General features: G+C 47.1%; 20 protein-coding genes and 1 pseudogene. 10 read left to right on the top strand and 11 right to left on the bottom strand.

Annotation, left to right across the window (positions count from 1 at the left end; all coding sequences use genetic code 11):
- Together OCU14_RS03560 and OCU14_RS03555 are read right to left on the bottom strand one after the other, a co-directional pair.
- The coding region (locus OCU14_RS03560) for an MBG domain-containing protein (protein WP_261809817.1) at positions 1 to 3626 on the bottom strand (3626 nt) is incomplete at its 3' end.
- Positions 3607 to 4449 carry a lectin-like domain-containing protein gene (locus OCU14_RS03555; RefSeq protein ID WP_261809816.1) on the bottom strand — a complete coding sequence of 281 codons (843 nt, stop codon included), beginning with the start codon at positions 4447 to 4449 and terminating at the stop codon, positions 3607 to 3609. The genes OCU14_RS03555 and OCU14_RS03560, both read right to left, overlap by 20 nt.
- Before the next feature lie 1012 nt (positions 4450 to 5461).
- Here OCU14_RS03555 and OCU14_RS03550 point away from each other — a divergent pair.
- The 6 genes from OCU14_RS03550 to OCU14_RS03525 all read left to right on the top strand — a co-directional run bounded on the left by OCU14_RS03550 (position 5462) and on the right by OCU14_RS03525 (position 9760).
- Positions 5462 to 6349 (top strand): LysR family transcriptional regulator, encoded by an 888-nt coding sequence (locus tag OCU14_RS03550; RefSeq protein WP_261809815.1) that lies wholly within the window; start codon positions 5462 to 5464, stop codon positions 6347 to 6349.
- Between the two features lie 143 nt (positions 6350 to 6492).
- Positions 6493 to 6870 carry a hypothetical protein gene (locus tag OCU14_RS03545; RefSeq protein ID WP_261809814.1) on the top strand — a complete coding sequence of 126 codons (378 nt, stop codon included), beginning with the start codon at positions 6493 to 6495 and terminating at the stop codon, positions 6868 to 6870.
- A 64-nt stretch (positions 6871 to 6934) separates the two neighbouring features.
- Positions 6935 to 7885 (top strand): DMT family transporter, encoded by a 951-nt coding sequence (locus OCU14_RS03540; RefSeq protein WP_261809813.1) that lies wholly within the window; start codon positions 6935 to 6937, stop codon positions 7883 to 7885.
- Positions 7886 to 7898: 13 nt separating this feature from the next.
- Complete coding sequence (locus OCU14_RS03535) at positions 7899 to 8546, top strand: NAD(P)H-binding protein (protein WP_261809812.1); 648 nt, start codon at positions 7899 to 7901, stop codon at positions 8544 to 8546.
- 27 nt (positions 8547 to 8573) lie between these two features.
- Positions 8574 to 9245, top strand: coding sequence for an NAD(P)-dependent oxidoreductase (locus OCU14_RS03530; RefSeq protein ID WP_261809818.1), 672 nt, complete (start codon positions 8574 to 8576; stop codon positions 9243 to 9245).
- 158 nt (positions 9246 to 9403) lie between these two features.
- Positions 9404 to 9760 (top strand): hypothetical protein, encoded by a 357-nt coding sequence (locus tag OCU14_RS03525; RefSeq protein ID WP_261809811.1) that lies wholly within the window; start codon positions 9404 to 9406, stop codon positions 9758 to 9760.
- Between the two features lie 61 nt (positions 9761 to 9821).
- Here the strand turns inward: OCU14_RS03525 and OCU14_RS03520 are convergent, their stop codons facing one another.
- Entirely contained in the window at positions 9822 to 10595 is a 774-nt protein-coding gene (locus OCU14_RS03520) for an ABC transporter permease (protein ID WP_261809810.1), read from the bottom strand.
- A 17-nt stretch (positions 10596 to 10612) separates the two neighbouring features.
- Positions 10613 to 11548: an ATP-binding cassette domain-containing protein gene (locus OCU14_RS03515; protein WP_261809809.1), complete on the bottom strand. Its 936-nt coding sequence runs from the start codon at positions 11546 to 11548 to the stop codon at positions 10613 to 10615.
- A gap of 149 nt (positions 11549 to 11697) precedes the next feature.
- On the opposite strand from OCU14_RS03515, the gene OCU14_RS03510 reads away from it, so the two are divergent.
- Positions 11698 to 12207 carry a MarR family winged helix-turn-helix transcriptional regulator gene (locus OCU14_RS03510; RefSeq protein WP_261809808.1) on the top strand — a complete coding sequence of 170 codons (510 nt, stop codon included), beginning with the start codon at positions 11698 to 11700 and terminating at the stop codon, positions 12205 to 12207.
- Between the two features lie 75 nt (positions 12208 to 12282).
- Here the strand turns inward: OCU14_RS03510 and OCU14_RS03505 are convergent, their stop codons facing one another.
- The 7 genes from OCU14_RS03505 to OCU14_RS03475 form a co-directional block, all read right to left on the bottom strand.
- Positions 12283 to 12846, bottom strand: coding sequence for a hypothetical protein (locus OCU14_RS03505; protein ID WP_261809807.1), 564 nt, complete (start codon positions 12844 to 12846; stop codon positions 12283 to 12285).
- Between the two features lie 30 nt (positions 12847 to 12876).
- Positions 12877 to 13434: a hypothetical protein gene (locus OCU14_RS03500; RefSeq protein WP_261809806.1), complete on the bottom strand. Its 558-nt coding sequence runs from the start codon at positions 13432 to 13434 to the stop codon at positions 12877 to 12879.
- Positions 13435 to 13680: 246 nt separating this feature from the next.
- Entirely contained in the window at positions 13681 to 14793 is a 1113-nt protein-coding gene (locus tag OCU14_RS03495) for a PrsW family glutamic-type intramembrane protease (protein WP_261809805.1), read from the bottom strand.
- A 12-nt stretch (positions 14794 to 14805) separates the two neighbouring features.
- Positions 14806 to 16167 carry a serine hydrolase gene (locus OCU14_RS03490; RefSeq protein ID WP_261809804.1) on the bottom strand — a complete coding sequence of 454 codons (1362 nt, stop codon included), beginning with the start codon at positions 16165 to 16167 and terminating at the stop codon, positions 14806 to 14808.
- 14 nt (positions 16168 to 16181) lie between these two features.
- Positions 16182 to 16868, bottom strand: coding sequence for a zinc ribbon domain-containing protein (locus OCU14_RS03485; RefSeq protein WP_261809803.1), 687 nt, complete (start codon positions 16866 to 16868; stop codon positions 16182 to 16184).
- 13 nt (positions 16869 to 16881) lie between these two features.
- Positions 16882 to 17148, bottom strand: a complete 267-nt coding sequence (locus tag OCU14_RS03480; RefSeq protein ID WP_261809802.1) for a Mor transcription activator family protein — start codon at positions 17146 to 17148, stop codon at positions 16882 to 16884.
- Between the two features lie 364 nt (positions 17149 to 17512).
- Positions 17513 to 18370, bottom strand: coding sequence for a hypothetical protein (locus OCU14_RS03475; RefSeq protein WP_261809801.1), 858 nt, complete (start codon positions 18368 to 18370; stop codon positions 17513 to 17515).
- Between the two features lie 257 nt (positions 18371 to 18627).
- Here OCU14_RS03475 and OCU14_RS03470 point away from each other — a divergent pair, with 257 nt between their 5' ends.
- The 3 genes and pseudogenes from OCU14_RS03470 to OCU14_RS03460 form a co-directional block, all read left to right on the top strand.
- The gene (locus OCU14_RS03470) at positions 18628 to 19932 is read left to right on the top strand and encodes an AAA family ATPase (protein WP_261809800.1); all 1305 of its coding nucleotides are present in this window, start codon (positions 18628 to 18630) and stop codon (positions 19930 to 19932) included.
- Positions 19933 to 19937: 5 nt separating this feature from the next.
- The gene (locus tag OCU14_RS03465; protein WP_261809799.1) at positions 19938 to 20558 is read left to right on the top strand and encodes a hypothetical protein; all 621 of its coding nucleotides are present in this window, start codon (positions 19938 to 19940) and stop codon (positions 20556 to 20558) included.
- 97 nt (positions 20559 to 20655) lie between these two features.
- Positions 20656 to 20855, top strand: a pseudogene (locus tag OCU14_RS03460) (helix-turn-helix domain-containing protein); the annotation flags it as partial.

Raw genomic sequence — 20855 nt, 5'->3', positions numbered from 1 at the left:
GTTACCGTTGCAGTCTTAGTCGTTGGATCATACGTGTACGTCGTTTGACTATCATCAGGCCACGTCTTGACGACCTTGGTAACGTTCCCGCTGGCATCGGTCGTCGTGGTCGTGTCACCATCCGTCTTCGTCACCTCGTGATCAAACGTTGGCTGATTGGTTGTCGGATCAAGAGAAACAATAGTATTCGAATTCTGATCATCAACTAGCGTTACCTTACCAGAATCAGAGGTCAGCTCCTTTGGATCGCCAACTGGTTGGCCAACTTTTTGTTCACTCACAGTCCGTTTTTCAGTAGCTGGATCATAAGTGTAAGTCGTTTGATTACCATCGGTCCACGTCTTAACGACCTTGATGACGTTGTTCTTGTCATCTGTCGTCGTGGCAGTAGTCACGTTATTGGACTTATCAGTTGCCGTCACCGTCGTATCATGTTCAAACGTTGGCTGCGACCCTGCTGGTTGCGCAGTATTAACGATGGTATCCACACCATCACCAAGGGTTACCTTTGCCTGCGTATCATCTTTTCCGAACGTCTTTTTACCAGACGTCTGCCCATCTTTTTCTTCGGTGACTGTCCAGTCACCGTTACCGGGATCATACGTGTACGTCGTTTGACTATCATCGGGCCACGTCTTAACGACTTTGGTAACGTTCCCTTCGGCGTCTTTCGTCGTGGTCGTATCACCATTTGTCTGCGTCGTTTCATGGTCAAACGTTGGCTGATTGGTTATGGGGTCAATGGCAACGGTCGTGCTCGTATTGTCATCATCAGCTAACGTTAACTTATCAGAATCAGAGGTAAACGTCTGTGGCTCGCCAACCTGCTTTCCATCCTTTTTCTCTGTCACTGTCCGAGTCTTAGTGTTTGGGTCATAGGTGTAAGTCGTTTGGCTACCGTCGGCCCACTTCTTATCAATCTCAACCACATTGTCGGCTGAATCTTTTTCAGTGATCGTCTCATTCTTCTTGGAATCAACGTCATGACCCAAGATCTTCAGCGTCCCGTCTTCAAGCGTGACAGCGTAGTTTGTGGCAGAATCAACTGATCCTGAAATTGCATACGTCCCAACGTTGGTATCAGTGATTTCATTCAGCGTAATACCAAGTGAACCATTGTTGTCGCCATCGACTAACTTATCATCCGGTGCAATGCTAAAACCATTTGCCTCGGGTGCCTTACCCGTGTAATCAGTAGTGACATCATTGATTTTCACCGTAATTGGGCGTTTCTTGACAGTCAATCCACCCGCAACAAAGTTGAGTGTGTAGTTAGGGTTAGCTTTTTTCAAAGTATCCTGAGCGTCGGCGTTCAATTGTAAACTGTACTTGCCACCTGCTTGTAACTGGTTGGCACTGACGACCTTGTTCGTAGCATCCACAATTTCAAAATTGCTTGCAGGGAGAGCACTAGTGGTTCCGTTAACTGTGACGCTAACGGTTGCTGGCAAACTGTCACCATAAGTCTTCGTAACCGTTGGTGCAGTCACCGTGATGTCTCGCTTTGCCACGGTCAACTTGGCTGTTCCAAAATTACCAAAAGTATAATTCGTATCTTCCTTTAAAGTGTTCTGTGCATCAGTGGTGTATTGGATCGTGTAGTCGCCACCAGCTTGTAGCTGATTACTCAAAACAACCTTTTTAGTAGCATTATCAATTATTTCAAAATCACCCTGTTTAAGTGGATGGTCTGTATTTGCTAAATCCGATCCTAAGCTACCCGTGATCGTTGGCTCTGCACCGTACACCACACTAGTATCTTGAATCGTTGGTGTTGCAGCTGCGGGCGTAATCGTAAGTGTGGCAGAAACGTAGAGTCCAGCATTTGGGTTGTCTGGCGTTAAGCTCTTAAGATAAGCCCGCCCATCGTCAGTTAATTTAAAGTAATAAGTCCCAACATTCTTAGGCGTGACCTGCGTATCCGAATTCGTAGCATCGACGTAATAGAAGAAACCAGCCTTATTAAAGCCGTCTTTTTGGGCATCAGTAACCGTCGCGCCGAATCCATCACCAAAGGTCACATCAGGAAAGCCCAACGATTCCCCGTAGACTTTTGTCCAAGGGACAAAGCTGGCTAAACTGGCCTGAGTAGCCGCATTCGTCGTCGCCATATCATCAATGTTCTTTTCAAATGCACTGAGTGAATCATCCATGTTAGCCATGGCTTTATAGCCTTTTTGACTTTCATCAACAATAGTTGCTGGATCGGTTGCGGCTTCGGCGGCTTCTAAGGCCGTCTTGGCATCCCCATTACTGGTCGAAAGATCACTGTACATCTTGCTAACAGAATCTAGCAGTGCTTTAGCAGCGGCCTTTTGGTCATCAGTGATGCCAGCTCCCGCGATGAATTTATCATAGATACCTTGGGCCTTAGCTTGGTCAGCATCGGCCTTCGTTTGGTTGTCGGTCGCCTTTTGCAGCCATGTATCTAATGTGCTCTTCATTGGCACCAAGATACTTCCACTGGCTTGCGGCGTATCTTTATCCGTGGAATCCGTCCCAGCGGCATTAGGAACCTTCGACCAAGTGTAGGCTGGCGTGCTACCGTCAGTGATAGGTTTACCATCTGCACCGATTGGCGAAGTAGCGTTGAGGGCATCCGTGACGGATTGATTCGTCCCTACAGTTACATTGGCCGTAACCGGGGTCCCATCAATCGTTTCACCGGTAGCCGTGTAATAGTGTTCGATTGGGTTTGCAACATCAGTTTCTGTCGACGGTGTCGTACTCGTGTTAATCTTCACCTTATCATTGGCAACTGTCTCGCCGTCAGCTGGAGCATTCAGCTCAACCGTCACAGGCGTATAGCCTGGGAACTGAACCACAGTTGATTTACCAGCAACCGTCGTCACTTGGATAGGAGCCACGCCAGGAATGGCTTCATTGGTCACCGAATCGACTGGCGTAACGTTGGCAATAAAGGCTTGACTAACGGGCACACTAAACGTTTGGCCAGCATCCCCGGTCACCTTGTAGCTGTAGTACGATGCAGCCGCAAGGCTTGAGGCGTGAACCGTCCCATTGCTGGCAGTGGCTTGGTCGCCATCAACAACATAAACATTGTTAGTCGTGCTTGCAGGAATGACCGTCACCAGGCTAGGATCCAGCGTTGGATCTGCGGCGACTGCTCGTTCCGCTGCTTCCTTCGTTGAGAAGACAGAAATGGTATCCCCAATGTTGGCAGTGACTGGCGTCGTCGTACTTACATCTCCAGCCGCAGTCGCCACCTTCACATTCACTGACGCTGTCTTTGGAGTGTAGGTAAAGCTGTCGATTTTGGCGGAGTAATCATTAGACTGTCCTCCGGTTGAAGCCGCAATTGAAATTGAATAACCTTTCGAAGTATCGATGTCAGCAAGTGATCGAGTGAAGGTTTGGTTCTGAATAGTCATGGTCAACGCTTTAGTAAGTGAGTCATAGGACATCGTGAAATCTATAAGCGGATCGGTTGCCCGATTGCTTAAGTCAAATGAGCTAGCCGCTTTCCAATCGCTTGCGTTGGTTACATTTTGAATGGCACCATTGGCATCCGTCGACCGCCAACCAAAGTATGCCCCTGAACCAGGGTCAACAACTTTAGTATCATCCGAACCATCGTTATGAATATCATTCATAAACGAAGGCAAAGGCGTTATCCAAGCCACCTACACCTAAATTACCACCGACCTTACCTGTCGTTGCATATGCCGGATCACCTGGTGCGAAAACAATGCCGATACCATCGGCCCCGCCTGAGGTTTTCGTCCCAATACCTAAGGCACCTGTTAACGTAAAATCATGGCCAAAATCAATGTCATTTTCAAAAGAAACATGGGCAGTTTGGGGGCCTGCATTGTTGTGCATTGTAAAGCCAGACTTAGATGTAAAATCATGCCCGTCTTTACTAGTCAAGTGCCAAACGCCATTCTCATCGGCTGCTGGCTCTGTAATATTCTTACCGAGGTCACCTTGTTGAACATCCGGATCTGTCGATGACGTGTTAGCAAAGTTCTGGACCGTATTCGTAAAGTGGTCCTGAACCTGGCTACCAGATAATGTCACACCGGACCCGTCCGTTTTGCCAACCGTCATAGGTTGGTCTGGCGTTAAGGTTTGATATTGCTTATCACTGGATGTATCGGTTGCCGCACCGGCGGCTCCTTCAGTAGACACATCTGCACTTGCGGCAACTGGGGCCGCTTGGACCGTTGGTGTCGTGGCCTTTGAAGCGCTGAGCGTCGCCGCATTCCCTTGTTCAGCAGCCGGCTTGGATTCTTTATCAGCAACCGGTGCATCTGGCGTTGTCGTTGCCGCGTGAACATCCGCCGTCCCAATAGTTTCAGCGATGGCTACCGCGGATAAACTAACGAGTAAGGTCCCAAAAATACGGGTCTTAATCTTCCAGCCCGTGTGACCCTTGTATAAAATAAAATTCTTCTTGGTGGTTTGATCTGCCGCTTTTTGTCTCAAGCTTAACCTCTCCTATTCCCTGGTGTCGGACACTTGACTGTCCAATACTTCCCCAGCTACTCCTAATTACCAGTTGACACTTGTCATAAAAGATCGCCAGTAAACGACTGACGACCGTTGGTTAGTAAACATGATTTTCACCGATCTAGTTGCATATGTTTATCAATAAAAACTGGTGATACTGTTCATGATGGGTTTGATCATTTCCGGTCAAAAGCGCCGGTAAAGACCCGCAACCAATTAACTTAATCCGTTTACTCACACCCGATTGTTTGTCCAATCAGATTCTTTTAGATTAAAAATCCACTAGCCTACCAGGTCTATACACAGGCGTCTAAACAGCTGTTCACAGCTAACCAGCTAATTATCAAGTCATGTGGCTTGAACCGTTTTGCCCGCAAACCGTTTCGAGGATACTTTAATCATACTCACATTATAATAGTGTGGACATTTATATTCAAGATGTCCGTGATCCTTAATCCCTACTCCCCACAGGATTCCAACTGTGTGACACTTATTTATACATAGCAATGTATACTTGTTTTAACTCGTCATGACTGTCGCTCAAAGTTATTGGACCACAACGACTCTTCCACTAGCACATCGGTTGATACCGGACCCATTTATCAATTAAGTACCTTTTCCAGTCTTACAACGTGTTTTACAAAAAAAGCCGTTCTTTTTACCAGCACGGTAACGAACGGCGATTGAAATTCTTTCTCAGGCAGCTTAAATCTGTTCAAAACACGACCCCTCACTAAGAGTTGGTTGCACCATATCTTCCATCTATGTTCCTGACTTTAGTGGAAGTCAAAACTGCATCCGATAACCACGAATGTGGCCACAATGAATAAAATTTTCTATTTATCCAAATTACTTTGAAAAAATAGAAAATCAAGGTCTGGGGAACTCTGACCGATAAACCAATTAGCCCACTGATACCCCAAGCTTGGCAATCTACGCCCAGTCGGTTATGCTAAACCGTAATACGTCACCCAAAGGAGCCCACACCATGTTTCGCCAAATTCAATGTTTCATTGCGGTCGTGAAAAATCACAGCTACACTCAGGCCGCCATCGAATGCCATCTTTCACAATCATCCCTCTCTCAACGCATCAAAGAGCTTCAAGCGAGTTTGGGCGTAACCTTAATTAAGCGGAAGGGTAGAAGTTTTGAACTAACTGCCGCGGGAGACTACTTCTACCAACATTCTCAAGAACTTCTCGACCAAGTGGACCACCTCATCACCGAGACGCAAGCCATCAATACCCATACGGCTGAAACGTACACGCTCAAGCTTGGGTACCTTCGTAAATTCGGTTCGCAAGAATTCCTCGAGGCCGTCGCCGAATTCTCCCGCCAGTTTCCCCAAGTTAAGGTTCAGATTCACAGCGACTCCTACGCCGAGCTATTCACCCAAGTTCGTGAGGGCCACATTGATTTAAACTTCTCCGACCAACGTTATGAACTGTCATCTGCCTTTGAAAATGAGTTTCTGACCTCCGCCGACTACATGGTTGTCGTTGCCCCCAAAGCCTTTAGTGCTGATCAATCTGTGGTCGATACGACAGAACTCGCGGATCTCCCTTGTATTCTGATCGTTGGGGCCGATGAATACGCTTCGGAACAGACCTACTATCGCGAGGTCCTTGGCATCCAGAGTCCCTTCCAGATTGCCTCTAGCTTTGGCGAAGCTCAGATGCTAGCGACCACCGGACAAGGCTACATTGTCGTCAACAGTCGGACTGCCAATCAAATCAATCCCAGCACCAATCGGGTTCTAAAATTGGTGGATCATGGACGCGACCTGACACAACATTACTATGCTTATTGGAAGAAAGATAACTCGGGCTACTACATTGAATCCTTTGCCCAGATTTTAAAAGAACAATTTGATTAACCCCTTTGACTCGCCTAACCATTGGCGGGTCTTTTTATATTATCGGTTAAAACGATTTGTCCTATCGTGAGACGCAATTGGTTTTGATCGCACCGCCCTCTATGATTAATCCCATAACTTGATCAAGAAAGGCGGTCAGATACATGATTTCATCCGAATCAACCTTACTGGCTGACTGTCACACACTTCTAGTGGCAGTCAGCCACAGAGACATCTGTCAGTTAAACCGGTTCCTGGCGATCACCGCCGAGCGACAACCCTTGCAGGGCCCAACGCAGTCCAAATACGACTGGATCGATGCCCTGCAAAATAGAGAGCTAACCTACACAGATTTTGCGACACCCACTATCGCGGCGGTGACCAACCACCACGCTCGGATTCAGGTGACCGCTAAGTTCCAATCGGCCACCCTTTCCACCACTGTCTTCCTCCAACTCACCTTCATTCGTGACCAGACGCACTGGCAACTTTGTCGGCAACAGGAACTATCGGAAAAACCGATTGATTGGATTCGATCCTGAAATTGGTTCTTCACCCGTCCCCTTGTAAGATTAGAGACGATTCAAAATTAAAGGAAGTGATAACATGCTACTCTTACTTTTTCCCATTGCAATGGGTGCTGGCTTAGCCATGCAGACGGCTGTTAACGCCAAGCTCCGTGACTTCGTTCTTTCCCCCTACCTCTCATCTGGCTTTTCATTTTTGATGGCATGGGTGTTCCTACTTCTTCTCAACCTCGTCACGCGGCAACCGCTACTCATCAGTGGCACCTTTATCACTCACAATCCCAGCTGGTTGTGGCTGGGTGGCCTCTTCGGCGCCATTGCCCTAACTGGGAACGTGGTCTTGTTTCAAAAAATTGGCAGTCTCCAAACCACGGTCTTACCCATCATGGGCCAAATTATCATGAGCATTCTCATCGATCAATTTGGTCTCTTTCAGTCCCCTGCCAACCCCTTAACCTGGGCCAAAGGTATCGGCTTGGTACTCATCGTCAGCGGCGTCATTCTCTCATTAGGTCTCTTCGAACCGCGTGACCCGTTGCTAAAAGCGGCGGAACGACATGCCGCCACGGGAAGTCAACTCTTCTATCAGCTCTTTGCCATCCTGGCTGGCATGTTGATGGCCATGCAAACGGCGATCAACGGTTACCTGGGAACCACCTTACACTCACCCATCCGGGCCTCGTTTATTTCATTTACGATTGGGGTGCTTTCCCTCGTATTGGTGAATCTCGTCACACATGCCCAATTCTCCAATATTCGCCTGGCGCTTATGCAAGGCCCACGATACTGTTGGATTTGGATCGGGGGTATCATCGGGGCGTTATACGTTCTCTGCAGCTCCTGGTTGGTTCCCCTGATTGGAACCGGGCAAGTCGTCGTACTCGCCTTATTTGGCCAATTGGTCTTTAGCGCTTTAGTTGAAAACTTCGGTTTGTTTGCCTCGCAAGTTAATCGCATGACCCGAGTCAAAATCATCGGTTTAGTCGTCATGTTTGTTGGTGTTTTAACCGTTAAATTTATCACTTTTTAGGAGGAACTATCTAATGAAAAATGTTTTAATTCTTGGCGCATCTGGCTCCATTGCCACCTTAGTTACCCGTAATTTAATCGAAGACTCACGTGTCCGTCTCACCCTGCTGGTTCGTAATCCGGATCACTTGGCTGACGATATTCGCTATGATAGTCGTGTGACCATTGTCGTAGCCGACGTCGTGAAGGATACCGCACACTTGACCACGGCTATGCAAGGACAAGACCTCGTCTACGCAAACCTCTATGGGGCCAATCTGAAGCAACAGGCTCAAGCGGTCGTTTCCGCCATGACGGCTGCGAAGGTCGCACGGATCATTTGGATTTCCGCAAATGGCATTTACAATGAAATTCCCGGCAAATATGGCCAATGGAACGCCCAGATGCTTGGGTCTACGCTGACCGCTTATGCCGCTGGGGCTAAGATCATCGAAAATAGCCGGCTACAATATACCCTGGTCCGGCCCGCCTGGTTCTCCGACAAAGACCTTGTCAGCTATGAGCTTACCCAGAAGGGCCAACCCTTCAAGGGAACCGAGGTTTCCCGTCAGAGTGTTGCCAGCTATCTGTCAGCGCTCATCCTTGACCCCAGTCAGGCCATCAACCAATCGATCGGTATCAGTGAACCCCACACCGACGGGTCCAAACCCAGCTTTTATTAACATAAAGAAGGCTTTATTTTGAAAATTATGATTATCGGTGCCTATGGTCATCTGGGGCGGATCGTCATGCGTGCCGCCATCAAACGTGGCCACGACGTCGTCGGTATTGCCCACCGGCAACACCCACAATTGAAACAACCCCAAGTCATCATTAAGGACATGCGGGACCTCGGACAAGACGATTTTGTCGGGGTTGACGCCGTGGTCGATGCCGTTGGCGCCTGGACACCCGCCACAGAGGTCGTCCACTATGAAGGCCTTGAACACGTGGTCTCCCTGTTACAAGGCACGCCAATTCACTACCTCAAAGTCGGGGCGGCCAGTACCCTTTTCATTAATTCGGCCCACACGCACGTCCTCCAAGAACTCCCACACTACTACCCGGATTACATGCAGGACCTCTGCGCCGCCCATGCTGAGGGCCTGGCTATCCTGCAAACCTACACTACGGTCAACTGGACCTATGTGACCCCTACCTACAACTTCGACCCGGATGGCAACAGTACGGGGCAGTATCACGTTACCGGTGACGAATTTAAACCCGCTCACTCTCAGGATCCCGACGATGGGCGCCAAGACTATATTAGCTATGCCGACTATGGGAAGGGACTGCTCGATATCATCGAAAACAAGTCCTATTATCACCAGCAAATCACCTTGTTTAGTGGGAATAATCCGCATCCCCAGCAACGGTACTAATGTCCTTATCCAAAATAAGATGGGAAACCTAAATGTTTATAGAATTGTTATAATGACTACGGTTTGGCAAATATTCCCGTGAATCAAAAGGCAACCCACTAAACTGTGCTATAGTTAAAACGTTCCTAAGGGAATAAAATCTGGGGAGGTTTTACGAAATGAAAAAAGCAGCATTACTTTTAGGCGTCGCCGGTTTGATCGGAACCATGGGGATGGGCACGGTCAGCCAGGCCAGTTCATTAGTCGGCACCGTTCAGTACCACAAGTTCCATGGGACGGCCACGATTAAGAAGAACTACAAACACTTTAAGTTAACGAGCCACCAACCGAACAGTGACTACAAGGTGATCAAGACCTTTAGCTGGAAATCAGCTAAGCTCAAGGCTGGTAGCAAGGTCAAGATTGACCGCAGTGCGAGTCAGGCCACACAATATGACTGGTACCGAATCAAGGCAACGAGCAAGCACCACACCCGTCGTTACTGGGTTTACGGCCAAGCATTGAACGTTAAATAGGTTTGCGACAAACAAACGGCTAGACCTTCGTTGGTCTAGCCGTTTTATATTAGCCGCAAATTTAATTCCGATCGTAGGCCCACACCGTCAGCGGCGCGAAGATGGCCACAATCACAAGTCCAAAGACCAGAACGACCCAAGCTTCATGGGTCCAGCTACCCGTTGCCAAGATTTGTCGGATGGCCGTGATGACATAGGTCACCGGGTTCAGGCGGGCAATGAACTGAAGGGGCTTCGTCAGGGCCTTCATGGGAACGAAGGCATTTGACATAAAGGACAGCACTAACATTGTCATCAAGGAAACACTCTGGACCGCGGCGGCACTCTTAGCCAATAGGCCTAATAGCGCGAAGACCCAGGACAGCACCCAGCCCATGAAGATGGCTAGCAAGCCAATGGCAACCACCCAGCCCAAACCAACACCGGGACGCCAGCCCATAAGATAGCCAGTAGTCAACGAGGTGATGGCGGCAATCAACAACCGTAAACTATCAGCGAACAGCTGCCCAGCCAATGGGGCAATCCGGGCCATGGGTAATGACTTGAACCGGTCGAAGACGCCGGAGTCGAGGTCCTCTCTGATTTGGGCCCCCGACCCAGAGGCCGCTGACAGCATCGTTTGAATTAAGATCCCGGGAACAATGGTTGGCAGGTAAGCCTTAACCCCGCCGGCAATCGCCCCACCGAAAAGGTACCCAAACATCAACATAAATAAAACGGGTTGAATGACGACATCCATCAATTGATCGGGATTGTGAATCGTCTTTAATAAGTTTCGATAAGCCATGGTTGCGGTATTCTGAAGCACATTGCCGCGGTGAATTTGTACATCCATTTTCAGTTCCCTCTTTCTTAGTTCTTGCCGACGGTCAGGCTCATAAAGACGTCATCCAACGATGGCTCTTGCACGGCCAGGTGGCTGATGCCAATCTGGGCGTCATTTAAGGTCGCTAGGAGGGTCGCTAGCTGGGCTACCTGCCCCAGGCTCACGCTGAGGTCCGGTCCCTCCTCTTGGACGTCTCCGGCCACCTGAGTGGCTAATAAGCGTTCGGCTGCGGCAACCTGACTCGTTTGACTCAGGGTGAAGGTGACCCGTGGCCCACCGAGTTGTTCCTTAAGTTCGGCAGGCGTGCCCATCTTGACCACCTGGCCGTGGTCGATGATGGCTAGATTATCGGCTAATTGGTCCGCCTCGTCCAAATATTGGGTGGTTAAAATAATTGTTGATCCCTGATCAACCAACTTGCGAATCGTGTCCCACATTTGGGAACGGGTCCGTGGGTCCAGCCCCGTCGTCGGTTCATCCAAGAAGATCAGGGCCGGCCGCGTAATCAGGCTAACCGCCAGATCCAACCGCCGACGCATCCCACCGGAAAAGGCCTTCAGGGGCTTGTCCGCTGAATTGTCGAGCGAGAACTCAGTGAGGAGTTCCGTCGTGCGTTCCTTGGCGGCCTGACGTGAGAGCCCATTCAATCGGGAAAAAATCATCAAGTTCTGCCGAGCGGAAAGGTCCTCATCGACGGAAGCATATTGGCCAGTCAGACCAAACATCGAACGGGCCAACCGCCCTTCCTTCGCGGCATCGTGGCCGAAAATCTTGACCTGCCCACTGTCGGCCTTGAGCAACGTGGTAATCATCCGCAAAGTCGTGGTTTTCCCCGCCCCGTTAGGACCCAGGAGTCCGAAGACCTCGCCCTGACGGACCTTGAACGAAATATCATTAACGGCGACCTTTTCGCCGAATTTCTTAATAAGGTGGCTGACTTCAATTGCATTTTGTGTTGTCATTTTTAATTCCCTCTTAGGTGTGCGTTTTAATCAGGTCCCCCTGACTAAAATTATAATAAGGCCCCCTGATCAATATGTCAAGACTTTACTCGCCTTCGCTGTCTTTTTTGAGGGATTGTCGGGTATAATAGCTACAGGGAGGCGATCTCATGCCTGATTTAACCAAACAAAGAAATGCAGCGGGTAAGTTAATTGAGTTCGATATGGTCCACCATACCGCCGACGAGGTAGCCCACCGCAACCATGCAGACAAAACATTACGGTTCCAAGGTCAGGGGAAAATTCTACTGGCGCTCTCACAAGCCGATGGCCTCTCGCAAAAGGACCTAGCGACCCGCCTGAATCTCTCGGTCCAATCAACCGCGGAATTTGTGAATAAGCTGGTCAAGAAGGACCTGGTGTCCAAGGAAAAGTCCACGACCGACCGACGCAAGACCATCATTCGCCTAACGAATCTGGGTCAACAGACGGCCTCGACCGAAACGGCCAAAATCCCGAAATTTCTGACCGGTCTGAGCGATACCGAGTTGGACCAACTCACGGCAATTCTGACGAAGATTAACAACAACCTTTACGCTGAAATCGATGCGGCCAGTCCCACCGAAACCAATAAGTTTGAAGCGGTGGTTAAAGACCGGTTGCGCGACTGGTTTCTATAAGTTGATGTATAAAAAAACACGATCAATCCACATGACGGATTGATCGTGTTTTTGTAATCTTCGTTCAATTAACCTTTAGTCAGTAAAGTCTTCGGTCCCACCAGTTGGGTTGAACGCCTTGGCTTGACCCTTGGTCGTGTAATAGTGTTGCAGGTGCGCTTCACCATTACCGGCATCCCACATCGCATAAATGTACAACGACTTAATGGGTTGCCCCTTGTATTGACGGGTGATAATCTTATAGCTTTCCGTGCCGACTTCTCCAAAAGCCGAGTCACTGGAATGTTCCCACCAAGACTGGTCCACTAGCCAACCCTTGCTCATAAATATCAGGGTATTGTCCTTTCCTTTTTTAACGCCACCCAGGTCTTTCTTCAGGTTAGCGACCTTGACGGCACTGTGACCGGTCTGCCACTTCTTACCGTAAAAGTTACGATACGAGGTCTTCTGAGCTTCAATATTGAACTGGTTGTAGTGACCGTTCTGGTAGTAATACCAAGTCCCCTGGAACTTCGTGGGGAAGCTGGCAAGACTCATCTTCGTGCTAGCCTGCGCCTCCGTTGTAGGTGTGGCAACAACCAACGCTGCCCCCAGACTAACTGACGCCAAAAGGGCGCCCATCATGTGTGTTAACTTCATTGTGTAATTCCTCCTTATCTCGTCTATCGTCTACTTGTGCAAGGCGCCAACTGGATTGAAGTACTTGGCCTGGGCCTTGGTTTTGTAGTAGTGGTCGGCTAACTTCTTTGAGCCGGAGCTGTTCACAATGTGCTTGTTGTAGAGCACCTTAACGGACTTACCTTTGTAATTCTGATGAACGACCTTGTAGGTTCCGGAGCCATTCGTCGCGAACATCCCGTAGGAAACGATCTTGGTATAGCCACCCTTGACAGCCTTGGCACTGGTCCAATGGCTCTTCTTGCCACCATATTGCCAGACGTCATTCTGATTCTTGGTTGTATGTAAGGTTCCGGTCCACTTGCTTTGCTTTTTCGCAAAGATATCCATGTAATTCTTGACCGTCAGTTTCTTGGAACTAATCGCCATTGACTTGTAGTAATAGCCATTGTTTTCCTCATAGTGATACCACGTTCCCCGGATACTCTTCGGGAAAGTCTTTAACGTCGTCTTCGCCTTGGCGTGAGCCGTGGTCGGAGCGGTGACCAGCGCCGTCGTTCCAAGCGTCGTCGCCACCAGCAGGGCACTGAAAATATGAGTCATTCGCATACTTTTTCCTCCTCAATTTTGAACCTATTCCTAGTTATCCATCTAATTATATTGAGCTGTAATTGTTAATTGAAATAACTATGTCCTTAATATAACAGCGTGTGGTGACACAATGTGTCATATATAGACTGACTTCAACAAAGATACTCGTGATTCCCTCTTTTTTTAACAACTCATGCCAGTCAAGAACGGCCAGTCCCGGTAAAGGACTAGCCGTCTCTTTCTGTTGCTTTAAAGCGACTTAACTTAAGATTGCTCTTGCTGTTTCAAATGAGAAATTTCCTTTAACCCGGCACTCATCAAGACGAAGACAACGATCCACGCCACGACAATTAGCAGGATCAGCTTGGCATAGTAACTACCGAGAATCGTGACGTCCCAGTCCCAACCCGCGTGCATCAAGACCGCTAAGGCAAAGAAGACTAGGAAGCGGACGTCCAGCATCTGACTGAATTTAAAGGGTTTGGCGCGCTTAACCACCATCAAAGCCCCACCTGAAATGGCTGCCCACACCAGGTGTCCACCAATGGCCGACCAGCCCCGGAGAATGGCGACCGCAACCAGTTGATTACCGGCGCTATAAATATAGCCAGCAGTTTCAAAGGCCGCAAACCCAGCTCCAACGGCCGCCCCAATCAAGATCCCATCGAGGATATGCTTAACGTTCAGCTGACTAATAAAGTAGCTGACGATCAAGGCCTTACCTAATTCTTCAACCAAACCAATTGATAGGGAATCCTTTAACGTCATGACTCCAAAGATTTGGCTGGTGGTACTGAAGGTCACAAATTGATATAAAAATAACGTGACGACTAGCGAAAAGATTCCACCAATGAAGAAGACCTTGACGACTTCAAAGAGACTGACGTCTTTAAATGCATCGGCCTCAAAGAAGAAGACCAAGCCGGAGAACGGCACGGCAAAGGCCCCCACTAGAATTAAACCTGGGATCGCGTTCTGATTATGAAAGGCATCGGCCATGTACAGTAACACAGCGAAGGCCAGTAAAAAGCCCAGTAAAATCCGTGAAAATAGCCAGGGCTTCGCCCACTCGTCAGACACGTCGGCTAAGGTTGGCGTGGTGGTCTCCGTGCCGGCAATAAAGATGGCATTGGCTTCACCCTTCGAATGATGCTTGAAAACCTCAGAAAACAAATCAGATAGGTTAACCTTGACGGCTCCTTCCTCGCCAGTATAATGATTCAACTTGGCGGTGGCGGTGTCATAAAGATCTTTGATTTGATGTGATTCATTGGCGACCGGCGCCGTCTCCTGTGTCGCTGGCAATGCCTTCCCACAGCTCGGACAAAACTTGGCGGTCTCCTTAACTTGATTCCCACAATACGGACAATATCTCATACTAAACCCTCACTACTCTAAAATATTCTGATACAATTTCAAGCCTAACTGATTCATCGCCGAAACTTGTTCGGCTTCTTTGCCATCCTCTGCGAGAACGACCGCAACGAAGGCACCACGCTTGTTGGCCACGATCTCGGCGTCATTCTGGACGCCATAATCTGCATATTCACCAGTCTTGTTATAAACCTTAGCCTCACTTGGCAATAATTTGGGAAGCTTGGCCCGGTTACGATTATTGGCTAGAATTTCCAACATGTCGTCATCGGCGGATTTTGACACCAACTGATGATTATAAATTTTCTTGAGGGTCATCCCCAAGTCCCGCGCCGAGGTGGTATTATCTCGACCATCGTCAATGGCAGCCGTGTCCATCATCTTCCGCTGGAGCTTGGTATCTGTGGCCCCCATACTCTTAATCTTGTTATTAATCAGGCTGAACCCGCCCATTTTGGCAATCATAATATTGGCCCCAGTATTATCACTGTCATCAATCATGTGCTTCAAAATCTCGCGGTATGTCAGCTTCGTTCCGGCGGACATATCCTGAATAACACCGGTTCCGCCAACCTTTTCACTATCGGTAACGGTATGCGTGGCATCGAGGTTAAAGACCCCCTCCTTGGCCATGGCATAAGCTGTGACGAGGATGAAAACCTTGATACTGCTGGCCGCACTCTGCGAGCCATTGTTGACGACCACGCTCTGTGAACTATCAACCGGCGAGACGTACGCGGAGCTGGTTCCCTGCAGGGGTTCCAAAGCTGAGGTGACGTTCTCTTTAATTCCGGCTTGATCAAAGCTAACCGTCGCTTTGTGGCTAGTTGCCTGGCTAGAGGACGACTGGCGAGGTTGCGACTGACTGCTGGCCTTTTTCTCCGAATGAGCTGGCTTAGCGGTATGGTTCCCGTTGCTATAGAGCAGGTAGCCTCCACCGCAAATGAGAATAATTAGAATTATGGCGCTGATTAACCATTGGCGTTTCGTTTTATTTTCTGGTGTCTCTGCCTGTTGTGACGACGCCTGACTTTCCGGCGCTTGCGGGTGAGTCGCGACCTTCTTGGACGCCACGGGCTCAACTGGCGTCGCTTGGGGCTCACTGACTGTCGACTCAGCCGTTGGTTTCTCTGGCGTTGACGCGGCACTTGCGGCAGATTCGGTGTCTGACTGTTTCGTGTCACCTGCCTCAAAGTCATAGCCGCAATTTTCACAAAAGCGACTGTCTTGAGGGTTTAGCGTCTGGCACCGCGGACACTGTTTTTGCTGGCCTGTGTCGGTCTGAGTCCCCGATTCGGACTTTAAATCAGTCCCACAATTCTCACAAAAGTTAACACCATCGGGGTTGCCATGACCACAATTTGGACAAATCTTCATTGGTCTACTCCCCGCTAGCTGAACGCATGCCCACAGTTAGGGCAGAACTTCGTGTCGGCCGAAACCACATTCTGACAATCAGGACAAGTCTTTTCCTCTGGCTTAGGATTCAAGTCCGTCCCACAATTTGGACAGAACTTCGTGTCTAACCCCACTGCGGCGTGGCAGTTTGGACATTCCTTCCCGAGCTTCGTCCCACAAGATGCACAGAATTTCGCATCGGCTTTATTGGCGGCGTGACAGTTTGGGCAAATGACTTCGCCCTCGTGAGCACCCTGACTGGCAGCCATGGAAACCGTCACGGATTTACCTCCGCTCATAATGAATTGTTCCACATAGGCAAAGAGCTCTTCCGGTAATTTTTTCTGATTCCAGGCACCGATAGCGGCGGTCACGGCTAAGGGCGCAAAGGCAATCATCCCAATGGTGGCAGCACCAGCTTTATCGATCCACTTCCCTGAACCCACGTTAACCATGATCTGGTTTTCGCCGGCGTTGAAAATCTGAACTTGGATAGCGGAATCCATCCCCACGATGGTCTTCCAGCTATCCTCCTGCTTGGCTTGAACCAGGTAACCTTCGTTGGTATGCATGCCCTCAGCGTGTAGTTGTTTCTTTTCACGTAGCCAATTTTGAATAGCCTGACCGACCTTCTCAAGGTCCAAGCCATCAGTTAGTTTAAAAATTCTTGAGTCTGCCATCTTGAAATCACTCCTATTTGTCTTCTTTAGCTTCCCGCATCACCATCTGAATCCATTTCTGCGAGTACCCATACTTGCGAGCTAACTCGTGTTGATTGTGTCCGTTGAACTCCTTTAGCACTAGCTGAGCTGTTACCTTACGATCATATAAGTGGACCGGAAAATTTAGTTGGGTTCCCTTGTAATGCTCGTAAATAATCAGCATTGATTCGGTCCCAACTAAATTATTCAAACTCTTGTAAAACTGATGTAACGCATCCAGCTCAATTCGCTCTGTCATTGTCCTCGCCACCTCCTTAGGCTAAATTGTAATTGTTTGCGAATCTTTTAGTAACTGCACTTATCCTCGCCCTTTTCCACGAAAAGTACCGTAACAATGGCGTGTAACTCGTCTTGCAAAATGCCTTTTGTTGGAAACGCCGTCACGATAGGAAACCCATTCCACGTCAGGACAACTTGGCAAAAGAATTGACGCTGGAGTCGCGAAATTTGCGATAGTGAGACCCGTAAAAAATATTTCGGAAACAATGAGTTTCCAGGATTATTGACTAACCGCTTTCTTTAATTTCCTAATATCACACGTCAAAAAAGGTCATCCTCAATTTTTGAGAATGACCTTTTTGAAGTCGTCCAGTTAGCTATTTTTACTGATTATATTTGAGGCTAAAACTGCCAATATCATCTTCTAGAGCCGTCATAAATCCATAAACTGGTGTTCCTTCTGCCCCTTCACTATAACCTGTATCCACTTGTCGGCCTGTAAGGGTTTCCGGATGCTCAACACCATATTGGAAGTCTGATTCATTGTATATCTTGAAGTTAGCTTTCTTTTGATAATAATGATAGATCAACAACATGGTCTGACCATCTTTCAGTACTGAGGCTGACTCAAATGGTGGTTCCCCCAGACTTCCTCGGTGGTCCTGTTGCATACCCAGAACCAATTCGGGCAGAACATCTGAGATGTGGCTCCTACCAAATTCAAATAATATGCCAGCGCCGCCGCCTAGATTGTGTGAATACCTTTTATCAGCGTAGGGATATGATGGATTGATATCCCCAAGAACTAATTTTGCCTGCTTAATGGACCATGGGGTCGCGTTATTTTTCACGATGTTATAAATGTCCTTAATTTCTTTCATGTAGGCAACACTCTTGTTCTTCTTAACCTTGGATCGAAGAACCCAGCCGGCAAACACCTTGTCCTTATCCATCACATAGTCATAGACGACGTGCTTTTCCCCTTGCTTAACCGTTGCCTGACGGTACACGTAGAAGATATGTTTACGATACTTCTTGCTAACTGTGAGCTTTCTGGTGAGGCGGCGTGACTTCCAGCTGAGGTGAATGCCAGTTAGTGGTTGGTAGACCTCGCTCGTGTCATATAAATAGTTCACCTTAAGATGAACGGGTTTAACCAGCGAAGGTTCCGTTACTTTGACGATACGCTTCGACGCAAACGCCGTTGTATTCCCCAATGCCCAAAATAGCCCGACAGTCACCACTATGGCCACAACAATATGTAAATATGTAATCCCTTTTTCATGTCATCACTCCTACATTCCGTCATTTAACCCCTTCAGTATATTGGGAGCGTATGGACGGTTCAAGAGTACAACGTCCTGCTGTATTCCTTAAGAATGGCATTGACTTACTGGAGAGAACATCAAAGGAAGAGATTCTAATTGCCAATATCGCCAATATAGAGTACAATTTGTTATTGAAATTTAGAATATCGGTATGAAAGGTGGTTACTATTATGATCTCTGGTATTTATATCAAGAATTTTAAATCTTATTTGGAGAGCTATATTGACTTGCACAAGACAAAAAGCATAGCTAAAGAAATGGTAGCAATTTATGGTGAAAATGGTTCCGGCAAGACAAACATTGTAGAAACCCTCGAGATATTGAGATTATCCATCGATACAGTCATTCAATCGAAGATGCTCACATCCATGCAAGCACACGCTCAAGACAACATTAGTATCGATGAACTGCGCCAAACAGTTAAGGGCTCGAGTTTAAGCCGTTTGCTACAGGAAACACATACTATCGACAGTTCGGATAACACCTTATTACACTTTGAGTTTATTATTGATAAAGTTGAGGGTTATTATGAAATCGAATATGACTCTAAAGAAAGATTAGTACATGAAGAACTATATTTCACTGGAAATAAACGTCGTACAACTTTAATATCTATAAGTGACAAACAATCAACACTCAACAAATCTTTTTTTAAGCGGAAAAAGGTTCGTGACGACCTTCAAGAAAATATTGAAAAGCTTTGGGGTACCCATACCTTTCTAGCAATTCTCAGAGATTATCTAACTCAAATTAACCACGACTATTTATCTAGAAGTTTTGCTACTTCAATTTTAAAGGTTATGAACGAGCTTGGTTCCATTTCACTTTTAACCGATGACGTAACAGGCTTTTTCCCACCGAAGTCCCTATTGCCCGACGTTCGACAAGGTACCATTTCCATCAATGACAGCGAAAAAATTGACCGAACAAGCGATGCTCTGTCTGAATATTTAAGAAATATGTATTCAGATATCAATGGTGCGTATTATCAACGAGACGTTACTGACAATAAAATTAACTACGAATTGATCTTGCAAAAAGAGATCGGTGATGAAGTACGGGATATCCCTATTCATTTAGAATCTAAAGGTACCAAAAAAATACTAGAGTTATTCCCACTATTTATGAATCTTTTTGACGGACGGATTGTAGTAATTGATGAAATTGATTCTGGAATCCACGATATTTTAATTGAAGGCATTTTATCTGACATGCAACACAATTTTCCAGGACAATTAATATTCACAACTCACGACACATTACTGATGAAGATGCTCCCAGCATCTTCTGTATTCGTCATTAGTACCAGTGGCCATGCTTCAAAAGAGATCTACCCTATCTCCGAATACACTGAGACAAATAACAATCCGACCAATCAATATTTACATGGTGAATTCAGTGGTGTTCCGGCCCTGAACGATTTACATTTTAAAGAGATCTGGCAAACTACGTTGTCAGATAGCCATGAGGCCTAACGCGAATGAAAAAAATTCCCAAGCATTTAAAAAATAAACATCATCGAAAAATTATTCGCTCAAGAACCCTTGTTATTTGTCATGGATTGACAGAGTATTATTTAGCAAGATACCTTAAGTCAAGCTTACGGATACCTCTAGACATAAAGCGTCGCACTGATAGTAGCATCCAGATCACTGCCTTACAGCAAGTTATGAGTGGACAAGAGTTCAAAAATGAACGTTCACTCTTAAAAAGATACAAGCACCTTGATACTGACGAATCTTCCAACTTAAACCAAATTAAAATTTTCCCGATTATGGACACAGACGACGCCAATAACGATGAAATTTCCCAATATAAACGTGCATCATTATTTGGGAATAAATGGTTTTTAAAATATTTTTATCCCATATATAATGAACGAAATATTGAGGACGTTTTAAAAAAGATAGGTTGGAACTTCACTCGTAAGCAGAATGAAAAAGGCAGTTTATATTTTGACTTATTTCCTGTAAACCATAAGAACACTCTTGAAATTGATCGAATTCAAGAGCTGGCAGCACTTCTAGCAGCGTGTCCAGAAACTAACCTAGATGAATTGTTATTCCATTGCTTACGAGAAGTGGAGCGTCTTAGAGAATAGGCACAATCAATTCCATTATTGACACTCTGCTATAGTCCCCTTGAGGTTGACAGATGAAAAAGTATAATTCATCTGTTAACTTTGAGGGGACTTTATTATGCCTAGAACTAGATTCACGGCCGCTGAAAAACTAAATATTATTCAAGGCTTGTCGAAAACTGATTTACCGAAGTTAGCGTATCTTGGCTTATTCAACATTAGTGGTCAGACTTTTACCAGATGGCAAAAATTTTACAAGCAGGATGGGATCAATGGCTTAGAAGAACGAAATAACTGGACTCGGTATAGTCCAGAACT

The organism is Levilactobacillus humaensis (genome assembly GCF_024345185.1).
Classification (GTDB): domain Bacteria; phylum Bacillota; class Bacilli; order Lactobacillales; family Lactobacillaceae; genus Levilactobacillus; species Levilactobacillus humaensis.
This window is presented reverse-complemented; position numbering and strand designations above follow the sequence as displayed.